General features: G+C 64.4%; 7 protein-coding genes (1 of these 7 only partly in view). All 7 read left to right on the top strand.

Annotated features, from left to right (window positions below; translation table 11 throughout):
- Positions 1-138: 138 nt before the first annotated feature.
- Positions 139-5238: a RecQ family ATP-dependent DNA helicase gene (locus ASC68_RS01805; protein WP_055873863.1), complete on the top strand. Its 5100-nt coding sequence runs from the start codon at positions 139-141 to the stop codon at positions 5236-5238.
- A gap of 77 nt (positions 5239-5315) precedes the next feature.
- On the top strand, positions 5316-6344 hold the full coding sequence (locus tag ASC68_RS01800) for a methyltransferase (protein WP_055873860.1): 1029 nt from the start codon (positions 5316-5318) through the stop codon (positions 6342-6344).
- Positions 6345-6355: 11 nt separating this feature from the next.
- A complete protein-coding gene (locus tag ASC68_RS01795; protein WP_156387214.1) occupies positions 6356-7171 on the top strand; it encodes a hypothetical protein in 816 nt (271 codons plus the stop codon).
- Positions 7158-8033 carry a hypothetical protein gene (locus tag ASC68_RS01790; protein WP_055873855.1) on the top strand — a complete coding sequence of 292 codons (876 nt, stop codon included), beginning with the start codon at positions 7158-7160 and terminating at the stop codon, positions 8031-8033. The genes ASC68_RS01795 and ASC68_RS01790 overlap by 14 nt, the downstream gene beginning before the upstream one ends.
- A 15-nt stretch (positions 8034-8048) precedes the next feature.
- Positions 8049-8954, top strand: coding sequence for a radical SAM protein (locus ASC68_RS01785; protein ID WP_055873852.1), 906 nt, complete (start codon positions 8049-8051; stop codon positions 8952-8954).
- 165 nt (positions 8955-9119) lie between these two features.
- On the top strand, positions 9120-9887 hold the full coding sequence (locus ASC68_RS01780; RefSeq protein ID WP_055873847.1) for a SapC family protein: 768 nt from the start codon (positions 9120-9122) through the stop codon (positions 9885-9887).
- Between the two features lie 222 nt (positions 9888-10109).
- On the top strand, positions 10110-15725 hold the start of the coding sequence (locus tag ASC68_RS01775; protein WP_197421008.1) for an LEPR-XLL domain-containing protein. Its footprint extends 23868 nt past the window's final position; 5616 of the gene's 29484 nt are visible here — the first part of the coding sequence; it begins with the start codon at positions 10110-10112; the stop codon falls past the right edge of the window.

The following is a 15725-nucleotide window of genomic DNA, read 5'->3' as shown; positions in this document are numbered from 1 at the left end:
CTTGCACTGTGGTTGGTGCATGTCTTGGAGTCAGCCAGGAGTACGATGGAACGGACTACCCAACAGCAGGTGAATGCCTTCGCCGTTCAGGTCACCGCCATCCATGTTTGACCATTCGACTGCCGGTGCTGCGCAAGCATGACTGCGTCTGTTGAGCCCTTGTTGCAGCGCTGCGTCTCGCTAGACCTTGAAGTCGATCCTGCCACGGCAACTGTCTTCGCCTTTGCAGCAGTGCGCCACGATACCAGCACAGCGATCCGTGCCAGAACGGGTAACATCGAAGCTGGCCTCGATCGGCTCGAGGCGGGGCTGGCAGGGGCCGCCCATGTTCTCGGCCACAACGTCATCCGACACGACCTGCCGCATCTGGTGGCGTTGCGGCCAAGGTTGGCCCAGGTTTTCGGGTCGCCAATCGATACGCTGTGGCTCAATCCGCTGGCATTTCCGCGCAACCCCTATCACCACCTGGTCAAGCACTATCACGATGGGCGGCTGCAGGCGGGTCACGTCAATGATCCGGAGCGCGATGCGCGGCTGGTGTTCGATGTGTTGGGTAATCAGCTTGCCGCCTTACGCGAGCAGAATGCGGCGCAGCCTGACGCTGTAGCGGCCTTTCACTACCTCGCGACCAGGACGGAGCGTGCAGGCGGCTTCGATGCCGTATTTAGCGAAGTTCGTGGTGCCACCGTCCCCGCTCCACAGGCCGCGCGTAGCGCCGTAGAGCGGCTGCTGATCGGGCGGGCGTGCAGGCAAGGTCTGCATGGAGTTCTCGACCGGCTCGCCAACCCGCACCAGGGTTGGCCCACCGCCTACGCCCTGTCCTGGATACTAGTCGCCGGCGGCGACTCCGTGATGCCGCCCTGGGTGCGGCTGCAGTTTCCCGATGCGGCGCGGATCGTGAAGCAGTTGCGCGATACGGCCTGTGATCGTCCCGATTGCACCTGGTGTCGCGAGCAGAGTGATCCGGTCAGGGCGCTGACGCGCTGGTTCGGTTTCGATGGCTTCCGGCCGCAGCCGGTGGACGAGATCGGGCGGCCGCTGCAGGAGCGCATCGTCGATGAGGCGATGCGGGGTGCAAGCGTCCTCGGCATCCTGCCGACGGGAACAGGAAAGTCGGTCTGTTACCAGATCCCGGCCCTGTCGAAGTTCGACAAGACCGGAGCACTGACCGTCGTCATTTCACCCCTGGTGGCCCTGATGGCCGACCAGGTGCAGGGGATGGCGCGGGCAGGCATCTCGTCGGCGGTCACCATCAACGGTATGCTCTCGATGCCTGAGCGGCAGGATGCGCTCGACAAGGTACGGATGGGCGATGCGTCGATGCTGTTGATTTCACCCGAGCAACTGCGCAGCACCTCCGTGCGCTCAGTCCTCAAGCAGCGCGAAGTCGGGCTGTGGGTGCTGGATGAGGCGCATTGTGTTTCGAAGTGGGGTCACGATTTCCGGCCCGACTACCGCTATATCGGTCGCTTCATCAAGGAGGGTGCGGGAGACGAGCCGCCGGCGCCGGTCCTCTGCCTCACGGCCACCGCCAAGCCCGAAGTGGTGCGCGATATTCGAGAGCACTTTCAGTCGCGGCTAGGGGTCAACCTGCTGCTGCTCGATGGCGGCGCGGTGCGCACCAATCTGAGCTTTTCGGTCCGCGAGACCAATCGCGGAACGAAACTGGCCGACATCCTCGACGTGATCGAGATCAACCTGCCGCTCGAAGGAGCATCTGGCGCGATCGTCTACTGCGCCACGCGTAACGCCACGGAGCGGGTAGCGTCTTTCCTCAAGCAGCAAGGCCTGTCGGCAGAGCATTTCCACGCCGGCCTGCCGCCCGAGGCAAAGCGGAGCATCCAGGAGCGCTTCCGGGTCGGAGAGCTGCGCATTATCGCTGCCACCAATGCCTTTGGCATGGGGATCGACAAACCGGACATCCGTCTGGTGGTGCATGGCGACATCCCCGGCTCGCTTGAGAACTATCTGCAGGAGGCCGGTCGTGCCGGCCGTGACCGTCAGCACGCCAACTGCGTGTTGTTGTTCGCGGCCGATGATGTGGAGCGGCAGTTCTCGCTGTCGGCTCGGTCGCGGTTGGCCCGGCATGAGATTGCCGCCATTCTCAAGGCGCTGCGTCGGGTCGATGAGCGCACCAAAAAGACCGGCATCGTGGCGGCGACGTCGGGAGAGATCGTACGCGCCGAGCTCGATCGGGAGTTCATGCGAGAGAGCGCCACTGATGATACGCGGGTGAAAACGGCCGTCTCCTGGCTCGAAGAGGCAGCGCTGCTGTCGCGCGAAGAAAATCGCGTGCAGGTCTTTCCGTCATCGCTGTTGGTCCGCACTATGGACCAGGCCGAGGCGATCATCGCCGCAGCCAGCATCACTGAGGATCGCCGCCAGCAGCTGGCTAACATCGTCCGGCTCCTAATGAATGCACCGGTCGACCAGGGCGTCAGCACGGACGAGCTTACCGGAGTGAGTGGCCTGGGGGCGGGCGCGCTCAACAAGGCCTTGGCCGACCTCGAGACGCTGCGCATTGCGCGCAACGACATTGCGGCGACGGTGTTCGTGCATGCCGGCATTGAGGATAGCTCGCGAAACCGGTTCGAACTGGCCTCTCGGCTTGAAACCGATTTGATCGCGCTGATGCGCGAGGGCGCACCCGACGCCGAGGTCGAGACCGGCCTGCCGCTCAATCTTCAGCTCGCCTGCCAGGCATTGCGCGACAGCGGGCACGCCGGCGTTCGTCCCGATCTCGTCGAGCGTCTGGTGCGCGGCATGGCCCGCGACGGGCGCGATCAGGATGGCAGCCGCGGTAACGTGCGCCTGCGTAAGGTGTCGAACAACACGCTGGCGGTGGTGTTGCAGCGTTCTTGGCAGGTGCTGGAACAGACGGCGGCCATCCGTCGCCAGGCCGCCGAGCGGCTGCTTGCGCATCTCGTGGGTAAGGTTTCCAAGGGTATCCGCGGCAAGGACATCCAGATCGAGGCCACATTGGGCGACCTGCTCGGGGTGCTGAACGGCGATGTTCTGCTGCGCTCGAGCGGCGTCCGCGACATGACCAAGCTGATGGAGCGCGCCCTGCTCTGGCTGCACGAGCAGGAGGTAGCGAGCCTGGGCAAAGGACTGACCATCTTCCGGCAGGCCATGACGGTGCACCTCAATCCGGCAGGTGGCCAGTTCACCCATAAGGATTTCATCCCGCTTGAGGAGCACTACGCCGAGCAGACGGCGCAGACCCACGTGATGGCCGCCTATGCCGAGCGCGGGCTGATCGCCATGGATGAGGCGGTGCGGCTTTCAGAGGACTACTTCGTGCTCGACCGCGACGCGTTCCTGCGCCGCTGGCTGCCCGGCAAAGGCATGGAAATGCGGCGCCAGACCACCGGCACGTCATGGAAAGCCATCGTCGAGGCCCTCGACAATCCCGTACAGCAGAAGATCGTCGTTGACGACCGCGAGCAAACCAACGTGCTGGTGCTGGCCGGTCCCGGCTCGGGCAAGACGCGGGTGCTGGTGCATCGCATCGCCTACCTGATCCGTGTGCGACGCGAGGATCCGCGAGACATCCTTGTTCTCACCTACAACCGCCATGCCGCTGCCGAGATCCGCGCGCGCCTGCGGCATCTGGTGGGCGACGATGCCAGCGCGGTGACAGTCTCGACCTGCCACGCTCTGGCGATGCGACTGGTCGGCGCGAGCTTTGCCGGATCCGACAGCGACAAGTACGATTTCGATGGCATCGTACTGGAGGCCGTAAGACAGCTGAACGGCGAAGGTCTGAGCAAAACGGAAGCCGAGGCACAACGCGAGACGCTGATCCAGGGTTACCGATGGATCCTGGTCGACGAGTACCAGGACATCGGGCCGGAGGAGTATGCGCTGATCTCAGCTGTCGCTGGTCGTTCGCTTGAGGACGCGGAACTGCGCCTCAGTCTTTTCGCCGTCGGCGACGATGACCAGAATATCTACGCCTTTGCTGGCGCCTCGATCGACTTCATCCGCCGGTTTGAGGCCGACTATCGCGCCAGGCCCGAGTACCTGATCGAGAACTATCGCTCGACCGCGCACATCATTGCCGCGGCCAATGCCGTCATCGCGCCGGCCGCGTCGCGCATGAAGAACGGCCACGACATCGCCATCAACCGCAAGCGTGCCAAGGAACGCCCCGGCGGGGAAATGGCGGCCCTCGATCCGGTCGCCCAGGGACGCGTCCAGGTGCTCGATTGCCCCCTCGACGACGTCGTGCAGGCCAAGGCGGCACTGGATGAACTGCTGCGGCTCTCGCGCCTCGACCCCGAGTGGAGCTGGGCGCGAACCGCGGTCATCGCGCGAGACTGGCGACGATTGGCCCCGGTCCGGGCGCAGGCCGAGGCGATGGGGATCCCCGTCGAGCTGGCCAACGAGACCTTGCCCAGCATCTGGCGACTGCGGGAAATGCAACAGTTCGTTGCCGCCATGCGCCGGGAGCCGACGCATCTGCTGGGCATCCACGACCTGGTGGAGATGAAGAATGCCATTTCCGCCAATCGCTGGACCGACCTGATTGCCGAAGGCATTGCTGCGCTTGCACATGAGCTCAACACTAAAGCCATGCCGGTGCCCGACCTGGTGGAATGGTTTGCCGAATGGGCGCGCGACGTGCGTAGCGAGCAGCGGTCGCTGCTGCTGCTGACGGCGCACCGCGCCAAGGGGCTGGAGTTCGAAGACGTCGTCATCCTCAATGGCGGCTGGGACCGGCCATCAAAGGGCGAGGACACCGATGCGCCGCGACGCCTGTTCTATGTCGCCATGACCCGGGCCCGACGCAGTCTCACCATCATGGCCGACAACCAGCATCCGTTTGTGCCGCCCGGCAATCAGCATGTGCTGCGACGCACGGCGCCACCAGTTGCGGCAAGCGCTGGCGCTTCAAGCGTCATCTACCAGGTGCCCGATTTGAAGACCGTTGACCTTTCCTGGGCGGGGCGACTTGGCGCCGGTCATGCATCGCTTGACGCTATCGCAGCAGCCAAGGTCGGCGACACGGTCACCATTATCCACCAGGAGCAGGCATGGATCGTGCTGGACAAACAGGGCCGCTCGCTGGGCCGGATGGCAAAGAGCTGGTCTCCCCCGAACGGCCGCAGCTTCCTTGGTGGCGAGATCGGCGCTGTTGTCCGCTGGCGCAAGGCCGACAGCGACCAGGATTTTCACGGCTATCTGCGCCGCGACGAGTGGGAGGTGGTCGTACCGGAACTCGTTTTCGGCTAGCGGATCGCCATCAAGAATGTCGTGAATGACAGGCTGTCTCTGCAGTAGGTTGCGGCGCGCGGGGGAGTGGGGGAGACATGGGCGAGGCGGCCGAACCCTTTCGGGGTATCGATGCGATCCTGGCATCCGAACTGGGGGCGCGGGCTCTGGAGCGCGCCTTGGCGCTCGGCTGGATCGACCTGCTTGCCGATCGCGTGCTGGAGCCTCGCGCCTTACCGAGTGCCGGCGAGCTGACCCCGACGGGATTGGCGCTGCTCCTGGGACAGCTCAAAGCGAGCGGGGTGGTCGAAGGGGCGAGTTCCATCGGCCTGACCGCGCGCTTCCGACAGGTGCTTGAGGCGCGCGACCTCCTCGAAGCGCGGCTCTGGTTCCTCCTGGCGATCGCCAAGGATGTGCACGAGCGCTTTGCGCTGCTGCTTGCCGACCCGGGGGCGTTCGTCCAGCAGGCCGAAGTGTTTCGTCTGTTTGACTATTCCCAGGCGCTGACGACGTCGCCAGAGCATCTGGCGGCAACCGCGCGCTGGGTCAGCTACACCACTGCGCTGACCAGGTACGAGGGCCCGCTCCTCAGCCCGATGCTGGGGCTCGATACCGCGCGACAGCTGCTCGACGTCGGTGGCAATAGCGGCGAGTTCGCCCTGCACCTCGTGGCAATCCACCCGCAACTGAGCGCCACGGTGGTCGACCTGCCGGCGGTCTGCCAGCTCGGAGCGCTCAATATTGCCAATCGGCAGGGCGCCGAGCGGGTGACGTTCGCGCCGCGCGATATTCGCGCCGGGCGGCTCCCCGGGCCGGTCGACACCGTCGTGTTCAAGTCGGTGCTGCATGATTGGCCCGAAGACATGGCGGCGCGCTTCATCGGCGCCGCGCGTGAGGCGCTCTATCCCGGCGGGCGGCTGCTGATCGTCGAGCGCGCCCCCGAGTTGACGCTGGACCAGGCGATGCCCTTCTCGATGCTGGCCAACCTGGTGTTCCTGCCCTTCTTCCGGCCCGCCTCGGCATATGCCAAGCTGCTCGAAGCGCAGGGCTTCATCGTCGAGACGGTGCGCAACGTGGTGCTGGACATGCCGTTCCAGGTGATTGCCGCGCGCAAGCCGGCGGTCTGATCGGGGAAACGATGGCTGAGGGTGTCGCATTGCTGGACCGCCGGCCGACTGCCGCTGATATGCGGCGCTTCGTCGAGGCGCTCCGCGGTCCGCGTGTTACCGAGCGCTCGACGAAACTCTGGCCGGGGCGGCAATCGGCCGACCGCTTCCTCGTGACCTGCCAGCCGGAGGTGCTGGGGCCCGATCCGCGCCGCCGCTTTCGCGACATCGCCCTGGCGCTCGAGTGCGATCCGGCAGCGACCGAGCGCCTGCTGGCGTCGTGGGACCGGGTCATCACCGTGCACCTTGGCTGCGATGGGATCGATCCGCCGCTGTTCAAACTCTATGTCGAGTACGAGCTGGGGCGCTCCGAACGCTTGGACATCCCGGACGATACGATCTTTCTGTCGGCGAAATGGCGACCGGGGCGCGAGACCCATTTCTCGCGCTATCGGCACCTCGCTTACCCCACCAACGGGGTCGAGGCGCGTGAGGCCCTGCGCAAGAGCTTCGCCAGGGATGTCGGGGAAATCTCGGCGGCGTTCACCGATCGGGTGCTGTCGGAACTGATCACCCCCCGGGGGCGCGTCGATGTGATGCTGGTCGAGGACGAGGACACGCCGCGCCGGTCGTTCGACATCAATCTCTATCGGGTCGATACGCCATTGGCGCGCCACCGCCGGGCATTGGAGGCGCTGTGCGAGGCCTTTGACCTTCCAGCCGCAGCGCCGCAGATCCTCGCTGACGGGGCAGGGACCATGCTTGGGCACATTGCCATCGGGCGCGACGCGACCGGGGCCGAGTTCGTCACGCTCTACTACGCAGCCAGCAAGCATGACCATCGCTGAGCCCCTCCCCACCTCGCTCGCGGCCGAGGCCGGCGACCAGCTGGCCGATTTCTGCCTCTGGCCCTACGAGCCGCTGGCGCCGACCGCGAGAGGGCTGCGCAGCGAAGCCGTGCTGTGGGCCGCGGCGCAACTGGATCCCGCGGGGGGAAGGCTGCTCGCGGTGATCCGTGCCTTGCAGCACGAGCTTGGCCGGGGCCAGATCGTCTGGGGCATCAAGCAGGCCGGCGGGCGGCTGAGCTATGAGCTCTACTTCTACGACTATTCGCGGGCCGAGCGGCGAATGTCGCTGCAGCGGGTGCTTGCTTGCCTCGCGCCATTCGCGCCGAGCCGGCTGTCGATCCCGGACGAGCGCCCCTATTTCATGTTCTCGATCGACATCGAGCCGCAAGGGCTGGAGGCTCGCCGGCCGATCGACGAGGTCAATCTTTATTTCGGCAACCCAAGCACCGATCTCTCATCCGGCCTCTCCTATCGGCTGACTGCCGCGGGGCTGGAGTTCGCCAACCTCTACCACTTCTTCCACACGCGCGACGATGCGGCCGCCCTGCGCCGCAAACTCGTCACCTCGGCGCGCCTCGATGCTGCCGAGGGCGTCGCCGACCTGCTGCTCGATCCGCACAAGCTCGGGGTGGTCACGGTAATCGCCAACAAGCGGCATTCCGATGGCGTCTACTATTCGCGTGTCCGGGCGTCGCAGATGGCGGATTTTGTTGTCGAACACGGCTATCCGTCGCCTCTGGTGAGCTTCGTGCGAGCGCATCTCAACCGTTTTGCGCATCTCTATTTCGATCTGGGCGTCGACTATGCGATGGTGGATGGCAGGCTGGAGGTCGCAAAGACCGCGGTCTATGGCTTCGCCTGAAGGGCGTGAAACGGCATGGGACGCTACGACAACGCCAGCTACGTGTCGGCGACACTGGAGTTCCGGTGCAATCTGCGTTGCGTCCACTGCATGATTGAGGGGACGATGGACCGGCTGCAGCCGGTCTCGGACGACGCCTTCGATCACGTGCTGCGTCGCAACGAGGAGACCCGGCAATATAGCGGCCTCGTCATGACCGGCTCGGAGATCACCCTACGGCGCGATCTTCCCGATCTGGCGCGGCGCGCCCGGGCCGCCGGCTTCGAGCACATCCGCATCCAGACGCATGGCATGCATCTGAGCCGCCCCGGCTACGCCGAACAGCTGATCGAGGCGGGGGTCAACGAGTTCTTCGTCTCGGTCGCTGGCAGCGATGCGGCGACCCATGACGGCATCACCACGATCAAGGGCTCGTTCGACAAGATGATTCGGGGGATGGAGATCGTCTCGAGCTTCCCCGGCACGGCGATCATCACCAACACGGTGGTCACCGAGCGCAGTTACCGCCTGCTCCCCGACGTGGTCGATGCGCTCCAGGGCATCGGGGCGCTCAGCCAGATGGAATTCTGGCACTACTTCCCGATGAGCCGGACCGACGACAAGCTGCTGCTGGCCGACTATCGGTTGATCGTGCCCTACCTCAGGCAGGCTTGCGAGCGGGCCGACGCGCGCGGCATCGCCGTGGAGATCAAGAACGTCCCGCAATGCCTCCTGGGCCAGGACGACTGGCGGCTGGACAATGGCCAGGCGGCGCTGCTGATCGATCCCGACTTCTGGATCGAGTTCGACAAGAACGGCTTCTACCGCTGCCCGCACCGGGAACGTTGCGCATCCAAGGCCTGCCTGGGGCTGACAGAGGCCTATATCGCGCGTTTTGGCGACATGGCGGGTGACCTCGCCCCCTACGCCTCGGCGAATTAACCACCCGTTAATTTTACCGCGGTGCGCATTTATCACGGCGCCCCGTATTATTTACACTAGTTCGTCAGCGACAGTTGAATATGTCATTGCGCGTTGCTAGGCATTGCGGGTTGGTCGGCCCGGAGGGAACCGGAACGTTTTGGCCAACGCCGAGGGGGCGCATACTTGGCCAAACAGTTATTGATTTACGAGACCGCTACGCCGGTCAATCGAAGCCGTCACGCGAGTTTGGCGGTCAAGACCGGGAACGATTTCAGTTTCGCGGCGAACGTGAACTCGGTGCCGCTGATGGTGGCCGAGTTTTCGCAGGTCGCCAACGAGATGGCGATCGTATTTGCCGGCAGCGGCGAAGACGTCATCCCGGCGGTGCTGCTTGGGATACGTGAGAACGAGAACCTTTTCATCGACGACAAAGGCAAGTGGCTGGGCAAGTACGTCCCGGCCTTCCTGCGGCGTTACCCCTTCGTGTTCTCCTCGAGCGATGAGGGGCAGAACTTCACCCTGTGCATCGATGAGTCGTTCGAAGGCGCCAACAATGAGGGGCGCGGTGAGCGGCTGTTCGACGCCGATGGCGAGCAGACCCAGTATCTGAAGAGCGTGCTCGGCTTCCTCCAGGCCTACCAGGTGCAGTTCCAGCGCACCAAGGACCTGTGTGCGCGCCTGCGCCAGTTCAACCTGCTCGAACCGATGCAGGCGCAGTTCACCCTTCCCGATGGCCGCAGCATGATGCTGTCGGGCTTCGAAGTCGTGAGCCGCGACCGGCTCAAGGCGATTTCGTCCGAGCAGCTCGCAGTGCTGTTCGGTTCCGACGACCTGGAAGTCATCTACCTCCACCTGCAATCGCTGCGAAACTTGCAGGCAACCGCCGGGCGGCTCGGCGTGGCGCCGGCCGAACCGAGCGCAGCGACCGCCCCGGAACCGGTCGCGCCGTAGCGAACTAAACCTCGCGGGGGCTCCGCGGGACGGCCGAGTTCCGTTTGTGGCTCGGATAGGCGACGGCAAGGATGCCCGCGCGTTGGCGGAAATCCTGGTGACGTAGTGCGTAACTAGCATTGCAACATCCGTCGGTGCGCCATGGCGTGCCGGACAGGAGTCATGATGGCCTATCCTTTCAGATCCGAAGGTCTCTTCGGGCGTCCCACTTCGCAGCGTCGCGTGAAACTGGCCAGTGCGCTGCAGGATAGGCTGGCGCGACTGTTGCGTCGGAGCAGGTCGGATCGGCAGCTCGCCGAGCGCGTCCGCCTGGTTTTTGATTCGCTCGAACCGCGCCTGCTGCTGAATGCCGACCTCAGCGTCAGTTTTGCCAGCGACCCGGTCGCCCAGGACCATGACCTGCTGGTCCGGCTGATCGAGGAACAGAAGGTCGTCGACGCGGGCACAGTTACCGTGCGCCGGGTCGAGATCCTCGACCAGAAGAGCGGCGGCAGGGTGCTGGCCTTCGGTGATCTCGATGAGATCAACGCGGGCGGCAGCATCAACATCATTGGCGGCTCCGGCAACGATACGCTGCGCATCGATGAGGACTCGTTCGGCTCCAATATGCTGGCTCAGTCGATCACCTTCACCGGTGGTGGCGGGGCGGACCGGCTGATCTACGACACCTCCGATGCGGTCGCCTGGTCGATTACCGGCGACAAGTCGGGCTCGGTCGACGGCCAGGCGGTCGACCTGACCTTTGTCGGGGTCGAGAACCTCAAGGGCTCCGACGGCAATGCCGACACCTTCACCTTCAACGTCGGTGGCAAGATCAGCGGCGTCGTTGATGGCGGCTATGGCGGCAATGATCGCGTTATCTATTCCGGTGTCAGCGCCACCGGCATCGCGACGCTCGGCGCCAATGGCTCGGGCTCAGTCGGGCTCAGCAACAACTCGACGCTGACCTTCGAGAACATGGAGCCGTTCGACGTCGGCGGTGGCGTCACTGTCCTCGACCTCAGGAGCGCCATTTCCGGTGCCTCCAACAAGGACGTCTCGATCATTGAGCACGGCATCACTGTGGTGCGGGCGGTGATCGACGGGATCGGCTACGACGCCTCAGACAGCGGCCCCGTCTGGCTCTACCTGGGCGACCTGGCCAACGTTACGACCATCAGTTCTCTCCCAACTAGTAGCGCCTTGTTCTCGCTGATGGTTGACGCGGGCGAGCAGATCGTCGTCGCCGGCGACGTCACATCTGGCCATTCGCTCGGGCTGAGCGCCGAGAACGTCACCATCCAGGCGGGTGTGGATGTCGTCGCCGAGGTCGTCACCATCAAGGCCGTCGACTGGTCGCGCGTCTCGCTCGATGCGGCAAACTCCAACGCCGATGGCGACGGCAACGCCGCGACCTTGAGCGTCACCCGCACCACGCTGGCGACAGTGCTGGTCAATGGCAGCATCACTGCCGATTCGGTGATCGTGGCGTCAATTGCGGCCAACACGGTGCGGGCGCATGGCCAGGCAGCCTCGACGCTGAAGACCATTTCGACGACGCTCAACAACACCTCTACGGTGACGATCAACGGCACCATCGGTGGACAGGTCGTCGACATCGGCGCCGATACCAACGTCGACATCGATATCATGCTGACCGAGGTGCCGATCCCGAACATGCTCGGCCTGGCCGAAATCACGTTCCCGACCACCATCTTCTCGCCAACACCGGCGGCCGGAAAGATCGTTCTGCCGGCCGGCATGATTGACGCCATTCTCTATCCCGACCTGTACCGGGGCGAGGACGGGCAGCTGTACAATGAATCGGACGACCAGCTCGCCACCAATCCGGTGCCGCGCCCGACCATTTCTTCGTTCGATGCTGCCTTCACCAGCGCGATCGAGGCGGGCCTGGTGGCGCTGGAAGATATCCAAATGATGATGGATAGCTTCGCCACCCAAATCGCCACCGCCTACAACACTGGTGGTGCCGGGATCATCGACACCAACAATGTCGATGCCGACGTCAATGTCACCAACATCACCACCGTCACGGTTGCCGCGAGCGCGGTGGTGACGGCGACCAGCGGCGCGGGCACCATTGGCATCGCGGCCGATGACCAGACCATCGTTCGCGACATCATCCAGACCGAGATCGACGCCTTCAAGCCCAAGCTCGCGACCATCGTGGTGTTCTCGGCGATCGACTCCGACACCTTGATCAACCGCAATACCACGGTGATGGTCGGCACGCCTGCGCCTACGGCGGTACCCGGGGTGCTGCCCAACGCCCTGCGGGCCACCAACGCCATAGCCGTCAGCGCCAACAGCGCCGGCGACGTGCGCAACGAGATCGTTTCCAACCAGATGGGTTCGGTCACCAACGAGGCGACCGAAGTTACCACCGCGACGCTCCGCGGCATCAAGATCGATGGCGGCTCGCCCGCCACCGCCGTCGGCAGGCTGTCGCTCTCGTCCACCAGCAACACCGGCTACTCGGCCACCAGCCTCGATTCCGACAACGAGGTGTTCGGCACGACCTCGGCCAGGCTCGATGCCAGCGACGTACGCGCCGGCAGCGGCGGCGTCAGCGTTTCGGCCATCGATCGCTCATCGGTCACGGCGCTCGCCATGCCCTTCCTGCCGCCTCTCGACGCCAATGGTGACGCACCCGACCCGGCGATCAAGAAGCACATCGCCCGCGTGGCGATCATCAACCAGATTCAGAAAGACACGACCGCGGCGATCAACGCCTCGACCATCGTGTCGGCCGGCGACGTCACCGTCGAGGCGTTGAACATCACCACCATCACCGCCTTCTCCGAATCGATCCCGATGGAGGAAGCGCCCGAGGTCGACCCGCTGGATGCGATCACCGCCAAGAAGGTGATGGCCGGCATTCTCGTCGCCAACGTGGTGAACGGCTCGACCACGGCGACGATCAGCGGCGGCACGCTCACCACCACCGGCGCCGGCAGCGATGTGCTGGTCAAGGCGACCGACGACAGTTTCCTCGATGCCTCCATCTACCTGAACATGGAAGGCCGTGGCATCTCGGGCGCCAAGCTGTTGAAGATGCTGAAGGGCGGCGCTGCGTCAGCGGCGCGCATGGAGGCGATGAACATCGTCGGCTGGGATATCGGTCAGGGACCGACCCTCTCCGGCAACACGCTGGCCTTCCAGAAGGCAACGCTCGACGCGATCCTCGGCACCGAGTTCTTCCAATCTCCCACCGAGGTCCAGGTCAAGGCGTCGATCACCGACGCGGTGGTCTCGGCTGCAGGCGCCATTTCGGCGGTCGCGCTCTCGAAGGGCACCGCCAACACCACGGTTTCCAGTTCGTCCAAGCAGACCAACGATGTCGGCGTTCTGAAGGCCAACGCCAAGGTTCTTGGCGTTGCGCTGGCCAACAACCAGATCAACCGGCTCGCTGCCGCGGTAATTGATGGCGGGGCCACCGACAAGGCGATCACCGCCGGCGGGGCTCTGATCGTCAATGCCGACGACGAGACGCGGATCAATTCCAACGTCAAGCTGACCGGCACCGCGATCTCCAGTACCGATGGCGGGCTGCATGCGCTCGAGCGCTTCTTCGAGTACGGGCTCGCCGATACCATCGAGGAAGCGGTCACCGGCACGTCGCTGAACAACCGCGGCATCACGCTCGATGCCGACCGCGTGCTGACCGACGGTATCACCACTGCTCCGGTTGCCTACGGCACGACCGTCGGCCTCGATTACGACCTGGTCACCTCCAAGAAGACGCCGCTGACGATCACCAAGGACCAGATCCTGCTGGTTTCCGAGGTCGGCAACTCCGGCAAGCTCTACAAGTATATCGGCTCCGATCCGCTCACCGTCACCAACTGGAAATCCGGCGGGCCGAATTTCGGCGATGTGAACACCTGGCAGGCGATCAAGGGCGAGGCCGGCGACACCTACACCTATCTGGGTGCCGATCAGCTGGTGCTCGACCTCTCCATGGTCGATTTCACCGACAAGGGCCTGTGGAAACCCGACCTCGACTACTCGATCTTCACCGACCAGTACAACATTCGCTCGGTCGGCGCTAAGGCCACCGGCCAGGTCATCGTGCTCAACGACCTGCGTGGCGGCGCCACGGCGCTGCTCACCAACGCCGTGGTCAACGCCAATACCGTCTCGGTCGACGCCAAGTCGATCGGTGAGATCACCGCCAATGCCGATGTCTATAACGAGGTGCAGGGCGGCGGCACGTTCAACGAGGATTCGCTGCTCAAGAAGTTCGCGCCCAAGGGCGTCAAGGGCACCATCCTCAAGAAGCTGCTGAAGGGCGGCAAGACCGGCGCGCAGAGCGCCATCATCTCGACCAACCTGATCCAGGGCGCCACCTCGGCGCAGATCGTCGATGCACAGCTGGGCGCCGCAAACGCCAAGATCGGCTCGGTGTCGGTGCGGGCGGATAACTCCGCCACCATCACGGCGGAGAACTCGGCGGTCTCGACCGGTGAGGGCGCCTCCAAGATGCAGGCGCTGCAAATCGCCAACAACACCATCGGCTGGGCGCGCGGCAACCTGCTGTTCAATTCCGTCGAGACCTTGCTGGGCGACTTTGTTGATGACGCCGACACGGGCCAGACCGTGGCCCTGCGCCAGCAAACCGTCTACGACGTCGAGGCGCGCATCACCAACTCGAACGTGCAGTCTTCGGCCGACGTGCTGGTCGAGGCATTGTCGTCGGGTCTCATCACCGCGGTGCTGGATAACCGCGCATCGGCCGCGTTCCAGGCGATCGCCCAGACCAAGTCGTCGTCGCTGGCCCTGGCTATCGCCGGCAACAAGATCTCCAACAGCGCCACCGCCAGGATCAACGCGGCCTCCACCGTTGCCGGCGCGACGGTCACGGTGCGGGCGGTTAATTCCGCCATTATCGACACGCTGACCAATGTCGGTGCGGACAACACCACGGCGACGACCTATGGCGCCGACGTGCTCAGCGATGTCGTCAGCGCTGTGGTCGACGACTACAAGTACACCACCAAATCCGGCAGGCCGGGGTTCTACGGTTCGGCGGAAAAGCTGACCTTCGGCGATAAGGTACTGGTCCACGCCGAGATCAATCTCGATGAGCTGCTGCAGCCCAACACTATCGAAATCAAGGCCGGCGACCGGGTCCAGAAGGGCGGCGTCGTCTACGAATACGCCGGCCTCGACACCATCACCTCGCTGGGTGCCCTGCAGACTGAGACCTTCAGCAACACGGGCCGCTGGAAGGTAACCACCGGCAAGGCTGGCGACGTCTACCAGTATATGGGCACGGCCACCGATCAGATCGATCTGGCCGAGGCCGACTTCACCGATTTCGGCCTGTGGAAGCAGCTGACCACCGACGACATAATCTCGCCGGCCTTCGCCCAGACCCTGGTCAGCGCCAAGATGGGGCAGGCCAAGGCGACCAGCAAGGCCAAGGGCAAGGAATTCAAGGACCCGCTGAAGACCGGTAGCGCTGCCAAGGGCGGCATTTTCGCGCGCAACCAGGTCGACGCCTATGTGACGGCGGCAATCGAAAGCTCGACCATTGCCTCGACCGGCAAGATCGACGTCACCGCCGACCAGATCGCGACGATCAAGGCGACCGATATCAGCGTCATCAGTTCCGAGAACGTCACCGACGGCAACGCCTCCAAGGCGTTCGGCGCGGTCTCGGTGTCCAACAGCATCCTGGGCGCCACCCTCGCGACGGTCAACGGCTCGACCATCAGCAAGGGGACGGGCGTCGGCAACGATCTGACCGTCCGCGGCACCAACGCGGCGACCATCGAATCCACCGCGCTCAGCGAGATGAGCGCCGGCGGCAAGGTGGTCAACGCGGTGATCGCC

The sequence above is a fragment of the Devosia sp. Root105 genome (assembly GCF_001424865.1).
Classification (GTDB): domain Bacteria; phylum Pseudomonadota; class Alphaproteobacteria; order Rhizobiales; family Devosiaceae; genus Devosia_A.
This window is presented reverse-complemented; position numbering and strand designations above follow the sequence as displayed.